Source organism: Pseudomonas sp. LH1G9 (assembly GCF_002949975.1).
In the GTDB taxonomy this organism is placed as follows: Bacteria; Pseudomonadota; Gammaproteobacteria; order Pseudomonadales; family Pseudomonadaceae; genus Aquipseudomonas; species Aquipseudomonas veronii.
Genome location: NZ_CP026880.1, coordinates 5,136,902 through 5,157,312 on the forward strand (window position 1 = coordinate 5,136,902; position 20,411 = coordinate 5,157,312).

The window sequence follows — 20,411 nt, forward strand, 5'->3', positions numbered from 1 at the left end:
GAATCGAGACGGTTAACTCAGCCCGGCGCGCTGCCCCGCCTGAATCCTGGTTTAGATAACACCTCGATCAGTGTGGGAGGGGGCTTGCCCCCTCCCACCTTTGACCTTCGCTGAGATCAGTCCGTACCGTATTTCGGGTTGCGCGGACCGTACAGCAGCCCGGTGCGCTGCCCTGCCGAGAGCAGGCGCGCACTGGTGATGCCCGCGATCGGATGCGCGGCGTCGGTGGAGCTGTTGATCACCTGCTTGACCGCCGCTGTGATCAACATGCCCACCAGGCCGCCGCCGTTGTTATTGTTGCCTTCCTCACTGGACGCCCGCGCCGAGCCGGTCCACAGGGTGGTGCCGGTGCGCAGGTCCACCAGTTTGGCCGAGGCGGTCACCGCGGTGTTGCTGGAGATCAGCATGTACTGGGTGCCGTACTCGCTGATGGTGATGTACAGCGCTGCATCCGCACCGAAGATGTCATGCAGCTTGGCCGGCGGCACGCCCTGGATATCGTTGGCGGTGGTCAGGCCGTTCTGGCGGAAGGTTTCGTCCACCAGGGCAATCGGCAACACGTAGTAGCCGGCTTCGGCCAGCGGGTAGGTCACCTGCGAAACCATGCTGTAGGACGCCTGCACTTCCGGCGATTCATTGATCGGCGGCAGCACCAGGATCGACTTCGGCCGCGCCTGTTTGTATGCCGTGTAATCAATCGTCTTCGGTGCCGCGCAACCGCCGAGCAAGGCCAGGGCCAGCAAGGCGCCGGTGAGTTTCAATAGGCTCATTTGGTGGCGACTCCAGTCTTGGCGTTTTTCAGCAGAAAGTCCATGTACGCAGCGGATTCGGGGAACAGCGCCTTCTCGGTGCGGAACTCCTGCACCATCTGGTCATCCTTGCCCATGCTCAGGTACAGCATGCCCAGGTGGGCGTGGTAACCCGGCGGTGCTTTGCGGCCACTGGCGTTGATCTTCTGCAGATCGCGCTCCAGGGCCTCGACCTGCGCTTCCTTGGGCTCGCCCTTGAAGTACTCGTAAACCTGCGGCTGGTAGCTTTCCCATTGATACAGGGGTTGAGGCGCCGTCTGGCACCCGGCGACCGTCGCGATTGCTGTCAGCATCAGCGCCAACTTCACTGCCTTGCTCATCCGTGTACTACTCCTTGAGGGTTGCCAATCAGTTGCGCGGGTTCCAGGCGCCGGCGTTGATGCCGTCGACTAGGCGGTTGATCGCTTCACGCATGGCCAGGTCGAGCACCTTGCCATTGAGGGTGGAGTCGTAGCTGGCGGTGCCGCCGAAGCCGATCACTTCACGGTTGGACAGCGCGTACTCACCGGCACCCTGGGTGGAATACACCACTTCGGAAGTGCTGATGTTGACGATATTCAACGCGACTTTGGCGTAGGCCACTTGCGTCTTGCCACGGCCGAGGATGCCGAACAACTGGCGGTCGCCGGTTTCTTTGCGGCCGAACTCGGTCACATCGCCGGTCACCACGTAATCAGCGCCTTTGAGCTTCTGCACGGTGCCTTTGATCGCGGCTTCCTGGGAAATTTCGCCCATGTTGTCGCGGTCCAGCACGCTGAAGCGGTTGGTCTGCTGCAGGTGGGTGATCAGGATGGTCTTGGCCTGGCCGCCGAGACGGTCGACGCCGTCGGAGAAGATGCCGCGCATGTAGCTGGAGCGGTTATCGAACTTGCCCACGGCAATCGGCACGCGCACGCCGGAATAGGCAACGTGGGCGCTGGCGACTTGTTCCACCGGCATCGCGCGGTTGCTCTCCGTGGCGCAACCGGCCACGGTCAGCAGCGCTGCGACGGCAACGCCGGACAGCAGGATTTGGGACAGTGTTTTCACATGTTGCTCCTAAAGTGAGGAAATCAGCAGCGCTCGGTGTAGCGAGAAACCGGGCACGAGGCGATACCCACCCCTTCGAGGTCGAAGGCGTCGGGCCAAGGGCGGCAGTTTCAGGGAGGGAGGCAGGCTGGCCTGCGCAAAGGCAAGAACACGCGCGTAACTGACTTCATCCCTGAACATGTCGGGTCGCAACGGCTGCAGCATTTTACGGGGTTGAGAGGGGTTCTCAAGGTGTTTCTTCGGAGGGCGTGCGATGACGCACATTCCTCAAGTTTTTGGGCTATCGGTCGAGACACTGGCCTGGCTCATTCATTAATAGGGAAATTGAGTATTGAAAACCCTCTTCCGGGCAGCGACCCTGATCGCCGCTCTGTCGATGACCGGTTGTGTGTCCTACACCGTCACCGGCCCCATTGGCGCCCCGCTCCACCCCGCCGCCATCGCCAGCCCGCGCAGCGCACAAGTCGCCGATGTGACGGTGAGCGCCGCCGACATCAACGACGCCAACAAGACCGCGATCAGCCGCTCGCTGACCGCCCAGCTCAATCAGTACGTGAGTACTGCGGGCTACTTCAAGCAGGTCACCGAATACCCCGTGCGCCTGGGCGAGCAGGACGTGTCGCTCAAGTTCAACATGACCTCCCTCAAGGGCCACCGTGGCATACACCCGGGCTATGTCCCCGGCGCCTTGCTGACGCTGACGGTCTGGATCTGGGTCAACGGCCCAATCTACGTCGACACCTTTGACGTGGCCGGCGACCTGGTGATCGTCGATCGCGATGGCAAGGAACTGGCGAGCGCCAAACACGAGGTCAAGTTCGAGCGCAACGTCGGCCTCTACGGTCGCGAATACTGGGCCCCAACCATGGGCGCCAAGCAACTGAACGAACTGGTCGCGCAACTGCTCGACACCGCTACCGCGAAGCTGGCCAAACCGTAATTTCAAGGAGCGACACATGAAAGGATTGATCAAACACAGCCTGGTCCTCGCGGCCATCTTGCTGACAGGTTGCGTGTCTTACTCGCAACACGAACTGCCGCCCGTGCAAACCTGGCCGCCGACCGCCAACGCACCGGCGCAAAAACCCACGGCGTTCGTGCGTACCACGGCGCTCCGCCAGGTCAACAGCGGCCCGGGCAACACTGCAGCCGGCGCTCCGGCGGCGTTGTGGGAAAAGGCCGTGGCGGATTCGTTTCGCCAGTCCAACCGCTTCTCGCGGGTGAGCACCGACAAGGTCGACTCGGACATCTACGCCGACGCCACCCTGTACAACAACGAACAGTTCAACATGGCCTCGGCGATCATCACTGGTGTGACGTTCTTCATCATCCCGTCCACGGCGAAGAACACCTTCACCCTGGAAACCGTGTTCAAGGACAAAGACGGCAAAGAACTCGGGCGCGTGAAAAAGAGTGAGTCGGTACGCACCTGGATGCACCTGGTGCTGATCGTGGGCATCCCGTTCCAGGCGGACACGCGGAAAGTGGTGGAGGCGTTGACGCGCAGCACGCTGGATGAGGCGGTGCAGCGCAAGTTGTTCTGAGGTCAAAAGTCGCTGTGAGGGCAGGCCAAGCCCTCACGCTGCTCAGTGAAAAAACACAACGCTCGAAAAGCGACCTGTGGCGCGGGAGCTTGTTCCCTCGCCACAGGTACAGTGTTTGCCCTTGGCCCGGCGGCGTTCTGGCTTGGAACGCGTAACGCGCCTTGAGCATTACCCCATCCACTCATGTCATTTGAAAACGCTGCAATCCATGCAACCTGACCGGGTGGGGGCGTTTTGAGGGCTGCGGGGCTTGAGGGAGTGGCGGGGTGCTATACCTTGCGTGGTTTTGGGCAGGGGGCTTATAGTCCGGCCGTCGCCCAACCGGGCGATCGGATTTGGCGATCCGTAAACGAGTGCAAAAGCGTTCTGCGTTTTTTTGCAGGCATTTTGCACCCGCAGAGTCGCTGTTATGGCGGCTGTGCGTGGGAGACCTTCGGGTCTGCCGGTTACTCGTTTCCGGTTCGCCAACCTGCGTACAGCTGCCACCTAATTCGTTTGGCGACGATTAGGTGGTAGATCTCATACCCTCTAAACGAGACTTCAAATGAATCGATACATGCCCCTAACCGGTCACGATAGCACCGTCCCCGCCCTGCTCATCGACACTCAGGCACCCCTCGACGTCCTCCACGACGCCGCCGTGTACCGGATTCGAGCCGTCACCCAACTGCTGGAAAACCTAGCCTTTCGCGAACAGCTCAGCAGCGATGCCGTGGTGCTGCAAGACTTTGCCCATCTACTGGCGATTCCGCTGCGCGATGGGTGTGATTTGTTGGATGTGATCAGCCGCAGGCTCAATGCCGATCCAACCTGAATAAAATCGGGCGGCCTTGGTGCCGCCCCGGTTTGTGCAGATAATCAACTCTAGGCCCCACCATTAAAGAGAAATAGGGGTCAGACCACCATTATAAGACTAAGAAAAAACAGCCTTCGGACGACATACCACTCCTCGGATAACTCTCTTTTTAAAGGACTGAACAATAGTCACGAAAACTCCTTAAATGCAAAATGTGGTCTGACCCCTATTTCCCGCGTCCTGATAACATGGAGTTGACCTATACGATAAATGGAAAGACCGAAAAAGTTTTCTTTGAAAATGAGGCTCATAAGATTCCGGAGGTTATATAGTGGTTACTCAAGACGTACAGTTAGTGAAACAGATTTTTGAGCTGCTAGATGCAGGTATCGTGGATGGCTACGACTCTTTTTTTATGAGGTAACAGTAGGTGCGGGTTATATAGAAACTGTTCTTACTGTCGAGAACAAAGGGGTTCGGGTGACGGATGCGGAAACGGATTACAATGGCGCAATCCTCTATCGTTTGGTGAAGGAGTTGAGGGAGTGCGCCACCAGACGTGGTGAAAATTGGAGTTCGTTTGTGATGACTTATGCGCGTGGTGGAGAAGTTAAAACCAGGTTCAATACTTGATTGATAAAAGGTCTTAGATCAAAAAAGATCGGTGAAAGTGGATGAGCAGGGGCGAGGCTATCTGTTTGGCTTCGCTCGGTTACTAGGCGATGAAAGCCAACGTTGTAATTGTCCAGGTGTTGCAAGTTCAGATTGATGTTGAAGAGAAATAGGGGTCAGACCACCATTATAAGACTAAGAAAAAACAGCCTTCGGACGACATACCACTCCTCGGATAACTCTCTTTTTAAAGGACTGAACAATAGTCACAAAAACTCCATAAATGCAAAACGTGGTCTGACCCCTATTTCCCCCGAATAGAGAGACTAAAATTAAATTTTGGTCGCACCAAACATTATAGGATCAAAACCTTCAGGCCAAACTGTCCCTTCATTATATATAGCACCAGAAAAAGAAGCGTTTTCTATTCTTTTAACGTCAAAATTAACATCGCATAAATTAGCTCTTACGAAACTAGCGCCAAAAACATCCGCATTTTTCAGACCAGACGATGAAAGATCGGCCTCGGTAAAGTCAGCCCCAACTGCTATAACACTTGAAAGATCCGCCCGTTTCATCTGTACGCCAACCAGTGTCGCATTCATAAGAGCGGCACCATGCATTACCGCCCCATTCAATATAGAGTGATTAAAAGATGCATTTCTCAAATTCGAATTTGTAAAATTTGCTCCAGAAACATCAAAATTATCAAAAATTGCACGATGAAGCTCCAACCCACTAAATATAGAATTAGCTAGACTATCCAAAGGCAAGTCCATAGTCTCACCTGTCTCAAAGTAAATAGTTATCATCTATTCCCCCAATCTACCGGATCAATTTTTACATCTGATACAGGTTTGGTTTGTCCAGCTTTGCTCGGTGACAATGTTCCTGGAGCCACCTCTGGACTTCGCCCTAATATTTTCGCAGCGATATAACGATGATTCCCATCAACAATTATATTTCCATCCATTTTAATTGGAGGAGCGACATCACCCTTAAGAAGACGATCAACGTATCTCTGAACCGCAGGTAATGAAACAAAATTTTGACCGCTAATAGCAGGATCACCTTGTAATGCTTTTTGAATGATCTCTGGCGTTACATCGGACCCTTTAGAAACCAAAGGTCCCTGAACTGTCGCTTTTGCACCCTGCGGTACATCAGGACCCGCAGCTTCACCCTGACTACCCTTCCCTTTCCCTGCTCCAGAGCGCGAGGGTAATGTTACTCCAACTCCAGCCTTGATAGCCTCCGCCCCGAGCTTAACCAACACCCCACCGCCAGCAGAGCTGATATCTGCAGCAATTTTGCTGGAAGCGTCTAGGTTGCTCCCTATCACAAAACCTACAGCAGAAGCAGCACCACCCTGCCCCTGGGACCTAAGCTTACCTACCAGATCGACGAGTTTCTGATCATCGTTCGCCAACGAGATAGCAATACCCCTGCAGCGTTGCGGATCGCGCGCGCAGAGCGCATCCAATTCGTCATTTCTCTGCTGATCAAGGGCCGCATACCGCTCCCTAACCGCCCTTTTCTCTTGTTCCGTACTTTTGCTGTCAACCTCCCGAAGCATCTCCTCGACTTCTTTGTGGTAAAGGTAGTTAAACGTCGTCGCCTTCTGAGCAATCTGAGAGCCTTTCTCTAAATCACCATCAACCGCTGCCGCTGCTAACAACCCAGTCAGTTGTGAAAGCATCAAAGTGATGTCTTTATTGCCTTGGGCGGCCCAAGTTAATTGATTGATGAGCGCTTCATTCAACCCAGCCGCCGCAGCCCCGGTTTTGAAATCACTGCCGGTCGCTTCCGCCAGCAATCCGCCCATCAATGCATGAGCAATGATCTTTTGAGGGCTTCCATTCGGGAACGTGACGTAGTCACCCACCCAATTAAAACCGGTAGCCATCGCAACGTTGCCAGCCTCTCCCAGCAAGGCAGCATTGAAATTGTCGCCGAAACTTCCGCCCTGGATGGCCGTAGAAATCCCGCTAGAGATTACCGCCCGACCTCCAGTGCGCAGGGCGATATCACCCGCTGACGTCCAGGTGAAAATATCTTTGGAGGAGTTAGTAACCGCCAAGGTTGAGCCCGCACTCGGGTTAACACCTTGGACGGTGCTAGTACTTGCACCTGCTTTGTCGGCACCAGCGAACCAATTAGAGAAATAGGGGTCAGACCACCATTATAAGACTAAGAAAAAACAGCCTTCGGACGACATACCACTCCTCGGAGAACTCTCTTTTTAAAGGACTGAACAATAGTCACAAAAACTCCATAAATGCAAAACGTGGTCTGACCCCTATTTCCCATGACCCCTATTTCCCCAACTCACGTCAGTGCTTGCTGGGTGAAACACTCGTTTTGTATTACAAATGTATAACAGCACCCAGCAGACAGAAACCGGATAACTAATTGATACATATAGAAAATACCCACCTCGCGAGAGGTGCGTGATGTGTATTGAGATTTTGCTCCTGTTAAGGGGCGAAAAATCATGCTCAAAAAGGGCGTATTGAGCAGCTAGACCGTAGGTCGTCAGGGTGCAAAAACACCGGCGCAAGGCCGGTGCCATATCAACTCAGACCCCTTAAAATTTATAATGGAACTCACCTGTCTTTTTCATCTGTCAGCTTTTGTTAAATTAGAGTAACAACCAAACTTGGGAAGTTTTTCATAATTTCGAGACGGCTCGAAACTTGATCTGGCCTCTTCAACCTCATGAGGATTAAATTTTTCTCGCCTAATAACAAGGCCGCCTTCCTCATTGAAAATATAGGACTCCCCACCTATGACCTCGTCTCCATCCCCTTCAAACTCACGATGAGTCGCCATAGTCAAAAATAAGTTATCCGAATCTGTTACTTGAAATTGGTAGGTCAGGTACTCACGACATTTTTTATCTAAAAATCCGACACCAACCATTCCTTTATCTATGGAGAACTCAACAAAGCAAGATGGCGCAGAGTCCGAGCCAATGAGAGCCGTATATGACTCACCCGAGAGATGCCTAGAATGTGCCAGAGATTCATCCATAGGCTCTATCGCAAACTTCTTCATCCGAAACCAAGTCTTACAATAATAAATAGGCAGCTCCATCAATACACCTTCCCATTAGTATCTCTAATTAAAACCCCTGCTTTATTGGCAGAGTCCAAGATGGCTTTTGGAATCACTCCATTCTGTGGAGGAACCTCCAGAATAACAGTACCTTGCAATTTTTGACCACCCAAAGACCCACTAGATGGAACTTTCGCAATGGTCGCACCAGAAGGGTATTTCGTAATGGCCTCACTTATGTAGCTCTTTGCTGTCGCCTCTGAAACCTCAGAAAGCTGTGTCAATTTACGAGAGACGATTTCGCCTTTTATGGGATTATACGAATCAACACGATAATAGCCATTCCCGTCAGGTCGCTGAATATAAACTTCGTTATTCGGGTAGTTTTTAGACTGTACCTTATTAAACTCATCACCCGCATCAAGCCGTTGCAACCATTCAGGTTTAGACGATGGAGCTACAACATCATCTACCTTTTCTGCAGCACCGCCAGTTGCTTTTGCACCGACTAGCTAGAATAGGAAGAAATCAGAGCCTTTGCGATTATACCTTCCGCGGTGCAACCGGATGCCAGCTCAGCCAACTCATCCATCGAGATCAAATTTGAGTTTAAATACTCGTAAAAACCCTCTTGAATCTCTGATTCCTTCACAGCAACAACGCCAAATTCCTCATATGCGCTTTCAAAGGCAACCCATTTGCACGCGCTATCGCATAGAACTATTGGATAACCAACCGTTCCATCAAAAAAACTTTCAAACTTTTTACTCAACCAACGAACATCTTTCTCTAAATCGCTTCCATCCAAGGAAAAACAAGAGTTACCTAATCGCTCACTTCCTGAAAACTTTATAAATACATCTGACTTAAAGCTGGAAACGCTATTCGATACCAATCCCGAAAAAATTTCAAAAAAGCAGAGCAATGGTCTCTCAAAAAACCAAAACAGAAATCCACCACCTACAAAAACATTCATCGGCAAGTCTTTATTAAAATTCATGACACCTGACAGCCTATCAAGAAAAGAATTCAAATCTTTATCTTCAACTCTCAAAACAGCCATGACTACTCTCCTGAAAACCTGATTTTCGCAGTTGGTTTTTTCACCCCTTCTATAGTCAACGACGCGGAAGGTTGCCCTGTGGACGTTGAAGATGGATAGAATCGATAGGTCTTCTCTCCATTAGTTAACACAGTAACTGAGCCATCCTGAGAAATTGTCTTTCTATAACCATTAGACTCAAGGGTCTTTATGGCGCTGCTCTGAGTAATGTTCGCCTCTATCTGTCCTGCACTATTCCGCGTAGCTTTCGGCAAAAACTCAATCGATGTTGCTTTTGCACCTACAAATCATATTCTCTGCGACAGTAGATGAAGCCGTCGAGACACTCAAGACTCCCTATTGAACCAAGCACGAACTTACAATCTAAATCTATGTGAGAAATTTTTTCTTGACCAATTGAAGCTGAAATATTTGTGGCAACAACCTCTAAACTTTCCCAGTCAAAGTCTGTAGGCGACCTGTCAAGATAGTAACGAACAAGTAATGTTCCATCGTCTGACAGTGAAATAGCAATCGCCCTTATTGCAGGATATATTTCACCAATCAGAGCACGCCAAACACATAAGACCAACCAATCAGGAAAAGTATTCATGGTTTCGCTCCGACAGTAGCAGGATTTGTCGGAACAATATGCGCTCCGCTTTTACCTGAATGTATTGTTCCGTATCTTGTCGTCAAGCCTGATGTGCCATCAACACCAATATTTTTTCCAAAATCAACTATTGGCTGCCCTCTTGAACCATAACCTACGACAGGAAACTCTCCCGCATGAGCACCATTCAACAGTTTTTGAGGATCGACACCCTCATTAAGATAGCTGCGTCCGGGAAGAAAATTGTTATGCCCCAGAACATGCTTGCCTTGCTGGCCAGCATGGATGCTACTGGCTACGTTGTCCAGCGAGGCACCTGTCGCTTTTGCACCCTGCGGTACATCAGGACCCGCAGCTTCACCCTGACTACCCTTCCCTTTCCCTGCTCCAGAGCGCGAGGGTAATGTTACTCCAACTCCAGCCTTGATAGCCTCCGCCCCGAGCTTAACCAACACCCCACCGCCAGCAGAGCTGATATCTGCAGCAATTTTGCTGGAAGCGTCTAGGTTGCTCCCTATCACAAAACCTACAGCAGAAGCAGCACCACCCTGCCCCTGGGACCTAAGCTTACCTACCAGATCGACGAGTTTCTGATCATCGTTCGCCAACGAGATAGCAATACCCCTGCAGCGTTGCGGATCGCGCGCGCAGAGCGCATCCAATTCGTCATTTCTCTGCTGATCAAGGGCCGCATACCGCTCCCTAACCGCCCTTTTCTCTTGTTCCGTACTTTTGCTGTCAACCTCCCGAAGCATCTCCTCGACTTCTTTGTGGTAAAGGTAGTTAAACGTCGTCGCCTTCTGAGCAATCTGAGAGCCTTTCTCTAAATCACCATCAACCGCCGCCGCTGCTAACAACCCAGTCAGTTGTGAAAGCATCAAAGTGATGTCTTTATTGCCTTGGGCGGCCCAAGTTAATTGATTGATGAGCGCTTCATTCAACCCAGCCGCCGCAGCCCCGGTTTTGAAATCACTGCCGGTCGCTTCCGCCAGCAATCCGCCCATCAATGCATGAGCAATGATCTTTTGAGGACTTCCATTCGGGAAGGTGACGTAGTCACCCACCCAATTAAAACCGGTAGCCATCGCAACGTTGCCAGCCTCTCCCAGCAAGGCAGCATTGAAATTGTCGCCGAAACTTCCGCCCTGGATGGCCGTAGAAATCCCGCTAGAGATTACCGCCCGACCTCCAGTGCGCAGGGCGATATCACCCGCTGACGTCCAGGTGAAAATGTCTTTGGAGGAGTTAGTAACCGCCAAGGTTGAGCCCGCACTCGGGTTAACACCTTGGACGGTGCTAGTACTTGCACCTGCTTTGTCGGCACCAGCGAACCAATTAGTGTCGGCATACTCCAGAGCACCCGCCGTAAAACCAGCAACCGCCGCGCTTTTAAGACTGTCGGTACTAACGGTTTCCTTCAAAGCCCTGCCGAGGTTGCCTTTGTTGTTAATGGTGCTGGTAACACCCGTAGTAGAGAAGCTCGTAGCGACCGCCAGTTGCCAGCCACCTAGACCAAAACCAGCCGGGCCCATGATCGCCGCCATCATGATCGCAATCGCAATCTTGGCACCGGCACCCAGCCCCGAGTTGTCGTACTTGAAGCTCTCGTGAATCTCCTTCACCTGGCGCCAATCAATGTCGCCACGTGCCTCAGCTTGCTTCAGCCAAGCCAGATTGGGATCAGCCTTTACCATCGCATCAACGGTCTGGCTTACGGTCTGCTGATCAACCTGTTTGACATCGATGCGAATGCCTTCGGCGGCCTTGATAACAAGCTGCCCTTGAGCAACCAGCTCGCTCTGACGCAGGGTTTCATCGGTATTGCCTTTACCTTTGGCGCTGAACCAGGAGAGGTCGCTTTTACTCTTGGTGTGGCTCTCATCGTGCAGGTCCTTGACTCCTTCAAAGACGATCGCACCGCTGCTATCGAGAATGATGTCCTTGCCGCTGTTGAGCTTGGCGACTTGGTACAACTGGTCGCCACCACTTTTCAGAGTGAGGTTTCCGCCCGCCTTGATCTCGGTGCCTACTTGAGTCGTGCGGGTTACTTCGTCCATCTGCGCCTTTTTAGCGCCCCAGCTTCCCTTCTCCTTCATGTCATACAAGGTATGCGTACTGTTCTCAGCCGCCAGCAGATTCATCCGCTCCCCGCTGTACAAATACGCTTCATTCCCCGCACTGATCTTGCTCGCCACCAGCGTCGTATCGCGCCCGGCCTGACTTCTGAAATCCCCACCCGCGGTCAACACACTGGCCACTTGGGTAGTCTGCTCATCCATCGTCTTGATGCGTTTTTTGCCGTGTTTTTCCTTACCTTCAACACTGTGCACATCGCTGACCGACGCCACGTTGAAATCGCGCCCGACGTCGACATTGATGTCTTTGCCAGCGGTGGCCGTGCTACCGATGATGTTTACATCCTGCCCAGCCTTCATATTCAGATTGCCCCCCGCCGTAACGCTGGCGGCGAGGTTTTTGACGTCGGTGGTGATGCTGGATTTGTGCCCGCCGTCGCTGAATTCGTGCTTCACGCGGGTATCGCTGACGGGCAGCAGGCTGAGGTCGCGGCCAGCGGTGAGGGTGACGTCGTTGCCGCCTGCAAGCGCACCGCGATTGATGAGGTCACGACCGGCCTCCATCACCAGGTTGTCGCGGGCGCTGATGGTGCTAGTGCCGTTGTCGGTGAGGGTACGCATGCCCGCGCCATCGCGCACTTGAATCGCGGTGGTGTCGTTGGTGATGTCGCCTTTGAGGGCGGCGAGGTTGACTTGGGTACCGCGAATTTCACCGGCCATGGCGTTGCGGATGCTGTCCTGGGCCAGCAAGGTCAGGTTGTTGCCCGCTTCGATCAGGCCGCCGTTGTAGAGACTGCCGCCGGCGGCGGCGGAGAGGTTGTTGCTGGCGCGCAGGGTGCCGACGTTGATCAGGTCGCCGCCAGTGAACAGGTTGAGGTCGCGGCCCTGGATCAGGCTGTTGCCGCGTACGTTGCGCGAGTCGGCCTGGGCCAGGTAGAGCACCGGCACGAGGACGGTCTGGCCGTCGATCACGCGATTTTCCATCCACACGATGTCGTGGGTCAGTGCGCCGACTTGCTGGCTAGTGAGGGTCACACCGAGGCTCAGGCGCAGGGCGTCTTTGCTGGCCAGCGCGTTGTCCATCAGGTAGCGGAATTGGTCCGCGTCGCTGCTCAAGGCACTGGTGAGGAAGCGTTGGCCGGTTTGCGCGAGCACGGCGTCGCGGATCAGGCGGGTTTCGTATTGGCCATCCCCGAGACGGCGCCAGGCGGTGTCGGCGCTGAAGCCGAGTTTGTCGAGCATGTAGTCGGAGCTGAAGAAGCCCGAGAGGCTGGCAAACTGGGGGTTGGTTTCGATCAGGTAGTGGCTGGTAGGGTCGGCGTTTTTGACGAACAGGCCGTACTCGCCCTTGGGCAGTTTGAAATACGGCGAGGTGGTCGGGTCGACTGGGGTGAACGCCGAGCCAGGGGCACTGGCCTGCTGGCTGAGGCTGATGTTAATGCCGCCGACGGGGATGCCAGTCTGGTCGTTGTCGAGGGTGCCGGTCAGTTGCGCTTTCTGGTTTTCCAGCAGCGTGCCGTTTTGCACGGTGTTGACGACTTTGGACAGGTCGACGGTGCCACCGGCTTGCAGGGTGGCGTTGTAGACAAGCGCATCTTTTACGGTCCAGGTAGTGACGTTACTTGCCTCGGCAAAACGCCAGTCACTGGAGCGCGCCTTGAGCGCTTCAAACGTCGCCAGGTCGAAGTGACCGGCAGCAACGGCGGCGCTGAACGCGGGGACTTCGACGTACTCAACGTGGTCCCAGTAATGTTTGTCAATTCTTCGCGGAGTGCCGATAACGATGCTGTTCTGCCCAGTGCGGGTGCCCGCGCCTTGGTTGAGCAGGTTATTCGCGACGATGCCGAGGTTGCCGTTGGCGGCCAGCAGGCTGTAACGGTTCTGGACGTTGTCGCCCTGGATCAGCATGTCTTTGCCGGCGACCAGGCGCGCGGGCGCCGAGTCCTTGAGCGCGGATTCGAGGAAGGTCTGGTTGATGCGTATCTCGCCGCGCTTGTACGAGTAGTCCCCGTCGCAGTGCTGGCCACATTGCCAGTACACACTCCCGGTGGTCACGGTCCGTCCCAGCTCGAACACGGCCTTGGCGTTTTCTACCAATGCGGCGTTGATGCCGATGTTGCCCTCGGCTTCAACCGTGCCCGACAGGTTGCTGAACACTGCCGCCTGACCACCATCACGCGCGGCAAACGTCAGGTTGCCCTGGGTGTAAACGTCGCCATAAACGTTGCTGAAGCCGTTGCCGCGCAAGGTCAGGTCGGCACCGCTGAATAGCAGCGAATCCGCTCCATTGGTGATGCCGTTGACGGCGCTGAGGTTCACTGCACCCTGTGCACCGAGGGTGCCACGGTTGTTGATTTGCAGCGCGGCGATATCCAGTTGCTGACGTGCGGTGAGGTAGCCGAGGTTGTCGAGGGTGCCGCGCAGGTTCAGTTGGGTGGTGTTGCCCGCCAGGCGCCCACCGTTCTGGCTGAGGCTATTGGCCTGCACGCTGAGTTTTTGCAGGGCCGACACGCGGCCGCTGTTGGTCATGTCGCCGCTGAGGGTGATGCTCAGGTCGCCGTCGCTGAGCAGTTCGCCGCCGTTGTCGAGGCTGGCCACGTCAAGCACCAGGCCTTTTGCGCTGGCCATGCGGTCGCCGGCTTTGAGGGTCAGGTTCTGGGTGCTTGTGTAAGTGAGGCGTTCATTGAGTTGCACACGCCCGAGGCCATCGACAGTACCGAAGGACCAGTCGGCGGTGCCCAGGCCATTGATGTCGCCTTGGCTGCCGCTGAGGCTGGCGGTTTTGACGCGGAACAGGCCGCTGCCGGCGTGCTGCAATTGACCGGCTTGGTTGTTCAAGTGCCCGGCGTCGAGGCTGAAGGCCTGGCTACCAAACTCAAGAATGCCCTTTTGGTTGCTCACCTGCCCGCTGAAGTCGAGGCTGCTGCTGGTGCCAGCCAGGCTGCGTACTTGCCCGCCTGCGCTATTGTCGAGATTGCCGCCGCCGAGGGTCAGACCCTGGCTGGCTTCGATCAGGCCGTCACGGTTGGTGAGCGTGTCGCGAGCCGTCAGGTCCAGTCGGTTGCCGCTGATCTGGCCATTGGCGCTGTTATCGAGGGTGGCACCGTCGAAGGTTAACAATTCTTTGCCGAACAGTGTGCCGCCACGGTTGGTCAGGGCTTTAACGGTCAGCTTCAGGTTGCCGAGTTGGCTGGCCAGTGTGCCGTTGCTGTTGTCGAGCGTGTCGGCTGTCACTGTCACGGTGTTGGCGACGAGCAGGCCGCTCTGGTTATTGACGCGGCCCGCGTTGACCGTCAAGTCGCTAGCAATGATCTTGCCTTCGCTGTTGTTCAGTGCGGCACTGCTCAGCACCAGGCTGCCACCGGCCATTTCGATACGGCCCTGACGGTTGTCCAGGGACGCGCTGTCGAGGGTCGCCGCCTGGCCTTCACCGAAGCGGAGCAAACCGCCCAGGTTGACGATGGCCGGCGCATTGATCGCCAGGCTTTTTACGCCATACACCCGTGCCACTTCGCCCTGGTTGACCAACTTGGCCGCATCGATGCTGACGGTTTTACCCTGAATGACGCCGTCCTGATTGGTCAGCGTTTGCGCGGCAGTGATCGCTAATGTGCGGCTGGCCAGCAGGTTGCCGGTGGTGTTGACAGTTTGCGCGTTGACCACCAGGTCGCCGGTGGCATTGCGGCTGTTGTCGGGGGCGACGCCAGCTTCGATGATGCCGGGGTTGGTCACTGTCGTCGCATTGATTTCGATACGCTGACCGGCCGCCACACTCTTCTGGTTGACCAACGCCTGGGCGCTGGTCACTTGCACGTTGCCGGTGGCGTAGACCTTATCGGTGAGGTCGATATTCTGCGCGTTGACCGTGACGTTACCGGTGGCCGCTGCCTGCGCCATGCTCAAACGCCCATTGGCATCCAACTGAATATCCCCACCACTGGCCGCCAACGTACCGTCGAGCTTCACACCCACGCCGGCTTCGGTGCCGACCAGTTTGATCGCGCCGGCGTACATGCCGCCCAAGGCGCTGGAGTCGATTGCCAGCTCAGGCTTGGCGCTGCCATCGTCGGCGCGCGCGGTGGTTTTCAGGCTTTGCGCGTCGACGTCATTGCGCCCGGCAATCACGGTGAGCTGGCGCGCATTGATCTGCGCATTGATCTTGGCCGAGCGGGTGATGATTTCGAAGCGGTCGACGTTGCTCGCGTTCAGGCCCTGGCCGTCAATGGTCACGGCGCCGCCGTCGACTTGGTAGTGGTCCAGGCGGCCGACGGTGTCGATGACGGGTTTGCCGGTGGTCAGGGTGGCGTTGGGGGTGTTGATGAAGCCGCAGCCGTTGCAACTGATGCCGTAGGGGTTGGCGACGATGACCTTGGCCGACTGACCCGCTACTTCGGTGTAGCCGCGCAACTGGCTGGGGTTGCCGCCGTTGACTTCGTTGAGGATGACGCTGGCCGCGCCGCCCTTGAGGTTGGGGTTGCCGACGATGTAGCCGCCCAGCTGGGTGTTGGTCACCGCGCCGCTGGCGTTGTTGAGGATCACGCCGTTGGGGCCGACGTTGTAGTCCTTGAACTGGTTGTGCGACAGGCCACTGCCGTTCGGTGTGGCGATGTTCACCACCGGCACGCCATTGCCCGCGGCGCCGACGGTGGTGCCGGGCGCGCTGACCACGATGCCCTCGGCCTGGGCCAGCAGCGGCTGCCAGAACAGCGCGTTGGCGAGGATCAATGCCAGCCCGCGCTTGGGCAGGCCGAAGAACGCGTCGCGCGGCTTCAGGGCGGCAGAAGGTTGGCGGGCCAGGAAGGCAAATTGGCGAACATCCATTTTCAAATTCTCGATGTAACGGGGCGTTGAATTACAGGAAGAAATCCATGCGGAAGTAGATCGGCGCTTCGCGCTCGCTCATCACTGCCGGGCGTTCCAAAGAATGGGCAAACGTCACGCTGGTGCTGACGTGTTTGCCCCGGGCGAACAGCTCCAGGGAGTTGCTCGAGACCCGACCGTGTACGTCGTCGTTGTAGCGACCGTGGCTGATCACACCTTGGTCGTAGCCGACGCTGGCGCCGTATTCGGCAAAGGCCGGGCGCAGCCAATCGAGCGTCACCGGGCGCGCCCAGCGCACGTCGTTGCGCCAGTAGCCGCCGCTGTCGCCGCTCAGTTGCTGGTCTTTGAAGCCGCGCACCGAGGCCGAGCCGCCGAGGCTGATGCGCTGCGGGCTGAACAGGATGTCTTCACTGCGTTGGCCGGTGGCCAGGCTGGAAAAACTGAACGACTCGCCCCACAGCGTGAACGGCTGCAGGAAGCTAGCGGTGGCGGTGTATTTGCGATAGCGCGCGTTGGGCTGCCGATTGCCTGCGTCATCGCGCTCGTCCTGGGCCTGGGCATCGAGCAAGCCGATGCCGTTCTGCATGCCCAGGTCAACGTTGACGAACCCGCTGCCGATGCGGCGCCCGTGGTTGAAGCCCAGTTGCAATTCGCTGAGGCGGTTGCTGCTCGAGGCGGTACGGGTATCGAGGATGTAGTTGTTGGTGCGCAGGTGCGCCACGCCGACGTTCAGCGATGTCTTGCTCACATCGTCACGATGGACCACCCGCTCGGCGCGCAACTGGTGATTCTGGTTGTCGCCGTTCTGCTTGAATTTGTAGTCGTTGGTCACGCCAAAGGTGCGGTAGTCGCTCTCGTTGTAGGTGTAACTGAAGTTCCACCAGCCCCACGGCACGTTGTAGTAGAGCATGCTGTTTTTCGAGGTTTTCTGGTGGTCGCTGACGGCATCGTGGCCGCCGCGCAGCACCAGTTGGTCGGCCAGGCCGAGCGGGCTGTCCCACTCCAGGCCGGCGCCCCATTGCTGTTCGCCGGTGCTTTTCTGCCCGTCGTTGTTGCGCGACAGGCTGGCGCGCCAGGGCTTTTGCGGGATGTTCTTGACCACGACGTCACTGCCGCCTACCTGGGTGCCGGGGGTCAGTTCCATTTGCGCCTGCTTGGAGGGCAGGCGGTTGAGCTGGTCCACCAGTTGCTCGACTTCGCGCAGGTTGAGCGCCTCGCCGACCTTGCCGGGAAAGGCCATGGCCAGCTCGCGATCGGTCACGCTGCTGCCTTGGGCGCCTTTGAGTCCTTCGAGTTTGCCTTCGACCACCAGCACCTGGAGGTGACCGCTGGAAAGGTCTTGTTGCGGCAAGTAGGCGCGACTGGTGACCCGGCCTTTGTCGATGTAGTAATCGGTGATGACCTTGAGCAGTTCATTGAGCTGCGACACGCCCAGGCACTGGCCGACATAGGGTTTGAGCAGGCGCTCGCGGTCGGTGGCGGGCAGGCTGTCGGCGCCTTTGAGCGTGATGTCCCGGATCGGGAAGCAACGGCTGTCGGCGGGCGTGGCCGGGGCCTGGGGCTTGGCTTCTTTGCCGGGCAGATCCTTGAGCTCGTCGAGGCGCCGGCGCTGCTCGTCGAGCAGGCGGTTCTGGCGGTCGCGGATCAGGTCCTGATCGCCCGGCGTGGGGGCGGCCGTGGCGCTGTTCAGGCTTAACCAGGCGAGCAGCAAAGTACACAGAAGATACCGAGTCCGTGGCAATAACAAAGACATGTTCGATCCGTCGAAAATCAAGGCGCGGCAAACTAACATCGAACTTCGGCTGACCCAAGGGACTGGATTAGTTGCACGCAAGCTCTAGATAGTTCTGCAACACACTGATTTATAACCATAAAAATAATCAAAATAGATAAGCAAGCGCTCATCGGAAGTATTATTCCGACAAGCGGCAACTATTTTGATGTTGATTCAGCGAATAACTTATTAATTGCCACTACTTGGCCATCAAGTTATTGCCGAGTTAGGTTAGTACCGGGAAAGACGGAAAAGTTCGCAGGAGTTTTGTGAACCAGGGCTCATTTATCGAGATTGCAGGGCAAACCGATTGGCGACGAGCGGCAAGCCTGATGCCGCAGAACCGCTGGAGGCGCTGTAGAGCCTCGCCGGGGCTCCACAGCGACCACAAAGAGCGGCGTGGTTTGGCCTTCAGCCGATGTCCTTGCCTTTTTCCTGGCCGGGCACCAGGGTCAGCGGCGGGCGTTCCACGTCGCGGGAGACATGGGATTTCACGTCCTCGACGCCGCCATGCTCATCGTTGTGGATGACCAGCACACCCGGCCTGCGCAGTTGCTCCAGGGCCCCCTCCTCCAGCTTAAAACTTTCACTGAGGTGCTTGTCGCTGAGCCTGTTGACCTCGGCGCGGCGCTGGGCGAACTTGCGTCCCTTGCGTTGCTGGTAACGCGCCCAGCTGATCAGGATCACAGCGTTGAACAGGGCGATCCACAGGTAGATCTGCAGGGTGTTGAGCGCCGCGAAAATCGGCGCTTCCAGGCGCGGGCCGCCATGGCTGTCAAGCATCGACGTAATGCCGCGCATCAGCAGCCAAATCAGCCCGCCCCAGGCCAGCAGGGTCAAGAGCACATCGATGCCCCACATCACCGGGTGTTGACGAGTTCGGACCAGTTTCATGATCACACGTCCTCATTGGCAGGTTTGATACCGCGATCCGGGCTGACCCAGCGTGCGCGCTTCTGATGCTGTTTGAACAACACCTTGGGAAAACTGACCAGCGTGGTGAACAAGCTGATCAGCCAGAACACCATCGGGTACCACACGGTCCAGAACAGGGTTTTCCACAGGTCTTTTTCGTAGCGCCGGTCGATCAGGATGCTCACGGCAAACTGCACCAGGCACACCATCGCCAGCACCAGCCCGGTAAAGGCCGGCGGCACCAGGGAGTCCACCGCAATCGCTTGGGGCAAGACCATGAATTTGCCCACCCCCCAGAAGATCACCGACAACAGGAAGGTGAAGGCCCAGCCGGTGGACAGGCAGTATTCGAACAGCAGCGGCCACAGGTAGCGATGCCGCCATTGCCAGATGCCACGGATGTTCTTGAACAGCACTTCGGCGCCACCCTGGGCCCAGCGCAGGCGCTGTTTCCACAGGCCACCGACGGTTTCGGGCATGAGAATCCAGCACAGGCCGCGCGGCTCGTAGAAGATGCTCCAGTGATCGAGTTGCAGCTTCCAACTGACATCGATGTCTTCGGTGATCATGTCGGTGCTCCAGTAGTCGACGCGGTCGAGCGCCTTTTTACGGAACGCCACCACCACACCGGACACCGTGAAGATCCGCCCGAACACACGCTGGGTGCGCTTGATCAAGCCGATGATCGAGGAGAACTCGCCGACCTGCACGCGGCCGATCAAGGTCGAGCGCGTGCGGATGCGTGGGTTGCCGGTCACGGCGCCCAGGCGCGGGTTGTCGAGCATCGGCGCCACCAGGTAGGCCGCCGCGTTTTTGTCGAGCAGCGCATCGCCGTCGATGCACACCAGGTACTCGCTGCGCGCCGCCACAGCGCCCATGCGCAAGGCCACGGCCTTGCCCTGGTTCTGCGCCAGGTGCAGCACCCGCAGGCGCGGATGCTCCAAGGCCAAGGCATCGAGCACCGCTGCCGTGTTGTCCTTGGAGCCATCGTTGACGGCGATCACTTCAATGTTCGGGTACACCTGGCCCAGCGCCGCATGAATGGTCTCGGCGGCGTTATCGCCTTCGTTGTAGCAAGGGATGATGATCGAGATCAGCGGGTTGCCGGCCAGGGTCGGCGCCGGCGTGTCTTCCTCCCACGGCCAGTGGCGCTCCCAGTGCAGCCAGAAGTACAGGCCGCCGGCGATCCACAGCGCCGACATGAACAGCGGGTAGAAGAACACGAAGTCCATCAGGAATTGCCCGGTGATCAGGAAGATCAAGCCCAGGGGCACGCCCAATACCAACGCCAGTACGAATAAAGCCAGGATTCTATCGAACATGG

General features: G+C 56.4%; 16 protein-coding genes. 3 read left to right on the forward strand and 13 right to left on the reverse strand.

Features of this window, described 5'->3' with window-relative positions; translation table 11 throughout:
* Positions 1-116: 116 nt before the first annotated feature.
* From C5F70_RS23675 to C5F70_RS23685, 3 genes are read right to left on the reverse strand one after another with little or no spacing between them, the layout of a single operon-like run.
* Positions 117-770, reverse strand: coding sequence for a DUF799 domain-containing protein (locus C5F70_RS23675; protein WP_017848622.1), 654 nt, complete (start codon positions 768-770; stop codon positions 117-119).
* Positions 767-1,129, reverse strand: coding sequence for a DUF4810 domain-containing protein (locus C5F70_RS23680; RefSeq protein ID WP_017848623.1), 363 nt, complete (start codon positions 1,127-1,129; stop codon positions 767-769). The genes C5F70_RS23675 and C5F70_RS23680 overlap by 4 nt, the downstream gene beginning before the upstream one ends.
* 28 nt (positions 1,130-1,157) lie before the next feature.
* A complete protein-coding gene (locus C5F70_RS23685; protein WP_017848624.1) occupies positions 1,158-1,838 on the reverse strand; it encodes a CsgG/HfaB family protein in 681 nt (226 codons plus the stop codon).
* Between the two features lie 376 nt (positions 1,839-2,214).
* On the opposite strand from C5F70_RS23685, the gene C5F70_RS23690 reads away from it, so the two are divergent.
* From C5F70_RS23690 to C5F70_RS23700, 3 genes are all read left to right on the forward strand, one after another.
* A complete protein-coding gene (locus tag C5F70_RS23690) occupies positions 2,215-2,778 on the forward strand; it encodes a hypothetical protein (protein ID WP_104904591.1) in 564 nt (187 codons plus the stop codon).
* A 16-nt stretch (positions 2,779-2,794) separates the two neighbouring features.
* A complete protein-coding gene (locus C5F70_RS23695; protein ID WP_104904154.1) occupies positions 2,795-3,382 on the forward strand; it encodes a hypothetical protein in 588 nt (195 codons plus the stop codon).
* Positions 3,383-3,938: 556 nt separating this feature from the next.
* Positions 3,939-4,196, forward strand: a complete 258-nt coding sequence (locus C5F70_RS23700; protein WP_046385097.1) for a hypothetical protein — start codon at positions 3,939-3,941, stop codon at positions 4,194-4,196.
* 926 nt (positions 4,197-5,122) lie between these two features.
* On the opposite strand, the gene C5F70_RS23710 is transcribed toward C5F70_RS23700, so the two are convergent.
* The 10 genes from C5F70_RS23710 to pgaC all read right to left on the reverse strand — a co-directional run bounded on the left by C5F70_RS23710 (position 5,123) and on the right by pgaC (position 20,409).
* Entirely contained in the window at positions 5,123-5,569 is a 447-nt protein-coding gene (locus C5F70_RS23710) for a pentapeptide repeat-containing protein (RefSeq protein ID WP_227778761.1), read from the reverse strand.
* 29 nt (positions 5,570-5,598) lie between these two features.
* Positions 5,599-6,870, reverse strand: coding sequence for a DUF637 domain-containing protein (locus tag C5F70_RS23715; RefSeq protein WP_256588305.1), 1,272 nt, complete (start codon positions 6,868-6,870; stop codon positions 5,599-5,601).
* A 539-nt stretch (positions 6,871-7,409) separates the two neighbouring features.
* Positions 7,410-7,886 (reverse strand): lytic transglycosylase, encoded by a 477-nt coding sequence (locus tag C5F70_RS23720; protein WP_082107815.1) that lies wholly within the window; start codon positions 7,884-7,886, stop codon positions 7,410-7,412.
* Positions 7,886-8,281 carry a hypothetical protein gene (locus C5F70_RS23725; protein ID WP_082107816.1) on the reverse strand — a complete coding sequence of 132 codons (396 nt, stop codon included), beginning with the start codon at positions 8,279-8,281 and terminating at the stop codon, positions 7,886-7,888. Before C5F70_RS23725 ends, C5F70_RS23720 begins: the two co-directional genes overlap by 1 nt.
* Positions 8,282-8,355: 74 nt before the next feature.
* The gene (locus C5F70_RS23730; RefSeq protein ID WP_046385102.1) at positions 8,356-8,910 is read right to left on the reverse strand and encodes a hypothetical protein; all 555 of its coding nucleotides are present in this window, start codon (positions 8,908-8,910) and stop codon (positions 8,356-8,358) included.
* A gap of 280 nt (positions 8,911-9,190) precedes the next feature.
* Positions 9,191-9,502 (reverse strand): colicin, encoded by a 312-nt coding sequence (locus C5F70_RS23735; protein WP_082107817.1) that lies wholly within the window; start codon positions 9,500-9,502, stop codon positions 9,191-9,193.
* The gene (locus tag C5F70_RS23740) at positions 9,499-16,398 is read right to left on the reverse strand and encodes a DUF637 domain-containing protein (protein WP_104904155.1); all 6,900 of its coding nucleotides are present in this window, start codon (positions 16,396-16,398) and stop codon (positions 9,499-9,501) included. The genes C5F70_RS23735 and C5F70_RS23740 overlap by 4 nt, the downstream gene beginning before the upstream one ends.
* Positions 16,399-16,429: 31 nt before the next feature.
* Positions 16,430-18,151 (reverse strand): ShlB/FhaC/HecB family hemolysin secretion/activation protein, encoded by a 1,722-nt coding sequence (locus C5F70_RS23745; RefSeq protein WP_104904156.1) that lies wholly within the window; start codon positions 18,149-18,151, stop codon positions 16,430-16,432.
* 432 nt (positions 18,152-18,583) lie between these two features.
* The gene (gene pgaD, locus C5F70_RS23750) at positions 18,584-19,066 is read right to left on the reverse strand and encodes a poly-beta-1,6-N-acetyl-D-glucosamine biosynthesis protein PgaD (protein ID WP_104904157.1); all 483 of its coding nucleotides are present in this window, start codon (positions 19,064-19,066) and stop codon (positions 18,584-18,586) included.
* Positions 19,067-19,068: 2 nt separating this feature from the next.
* The gene (gene pgaC, locus C5F70_RS23755; protein ID WP_017845518.1) at positions 19,069-20,409 is read right to left on the reverse strand and encodes a poly-beta-1,6-N-acetyl-D-glucosamine synthase; all 1,341 of its coding nucleotides are present in this window, start codon (positions 20,407-20,409) and stop codon (positions 19,069-19,071) included.
* Positions 20,410-20,411: the final 2 nt, after the last annotated feature.

Excerpts from the sequence above, each read along its gene's own strand:
- pgaC (WP_017845518.1), bottom strand. The coding sequence starts at position 20,409 with ATGTTCGATAGAATCCTGGCTTTATTCGTACTGGCGTTGGTATTGGGC.
- C5F70_RS23740 (WP_104904155.1), bottom strand. The coding sequence starts at position 16,398 with ATGGATGTTCGCCAATTTGCCTTCCTGGCCCGCCAACCTTCTGCCGCC.
- C5F70_RS23675 (WP_017848622.1), bottom strand. The coding sequence starts at position 770 with ATGAGCCTATTGAAACTCACCGGCGCCTTGCTGGCCCTGGCCTTGCTC.
- C5F70_RS23735 (WP_082107817.1), bottom strand. The coding sequence starts at position 9,502 with ATGAATACTTTTCCTGATTGGTTGGTCTTATGTGTTTGGCGTGCTCTG.
- C5F70_RS23680 (WP_017848623.1), bottom strand. The coding sequence starts at position 1,129 with ATGAGCAAGGCAGTGAAGTTGGCGCTGATGCTGACAGCAATCGCGACG.
- C5F70_RS23700 (WP_046385097.1), top strand. The coding sequence starts at position 3,939 with ATGCCCCTAACCGGTCACGATAGCACCGTCCCCGCCCTGCTCATCGAC.
- C5F70_RS23730 (WP_046385102.1), bottom strand. The coding sequence starts at position 8,910 with ATGGCTGTTTTGAGAGTTGAAGATAAAGATTTGAATTCTTTTCTTGAT.
- pgaD (WP_104904157.1), bottom strand. The coding sequence starts at position 19,066 with ATGAAACTGGTCCGAACTCGTCAACACCCGGTGATGTGGGGCATCGAT.
- C5F70_RS23695 (WP_104904154.1), top strand. The coding sequence starts at position 2,795 with ATGAAAGGATTGATCAAACACAGCCTGGTCCTCGCGGCCATCTTGCTG.
- C5F70_RS23710 (WP_227778761.1), bottom strand. The coding sequence starts at position 5,569 with ATGGACTTGCCTTTGGATAGTCTAGCTAATTCTATATTTAGTGGGTTG.
- C5F70_RS23745 (WP_104904156.1), bottom strand. The coding sequence starts at position 18,151 with ATGTCTTTGTTATTGCCACGGACTCGGTATCTTCTGTGTACTTTGCTG.
- C5F70_RS23690 (WP_104904591.1), top strand. The coding sequence starts at position 2,215 with ATGACCGGTTGTGTGTCCTACACCGTCACCGGCCCCATTGGCGCCCCG.
- C5F70_RS23720 (WP_082107815.1), bottom strand. The coding sequence starts at position 7,886 with ATGGAGCTGCCTATTTATTATTGTAAGACTTGGTTTCGGATGAAGAAG.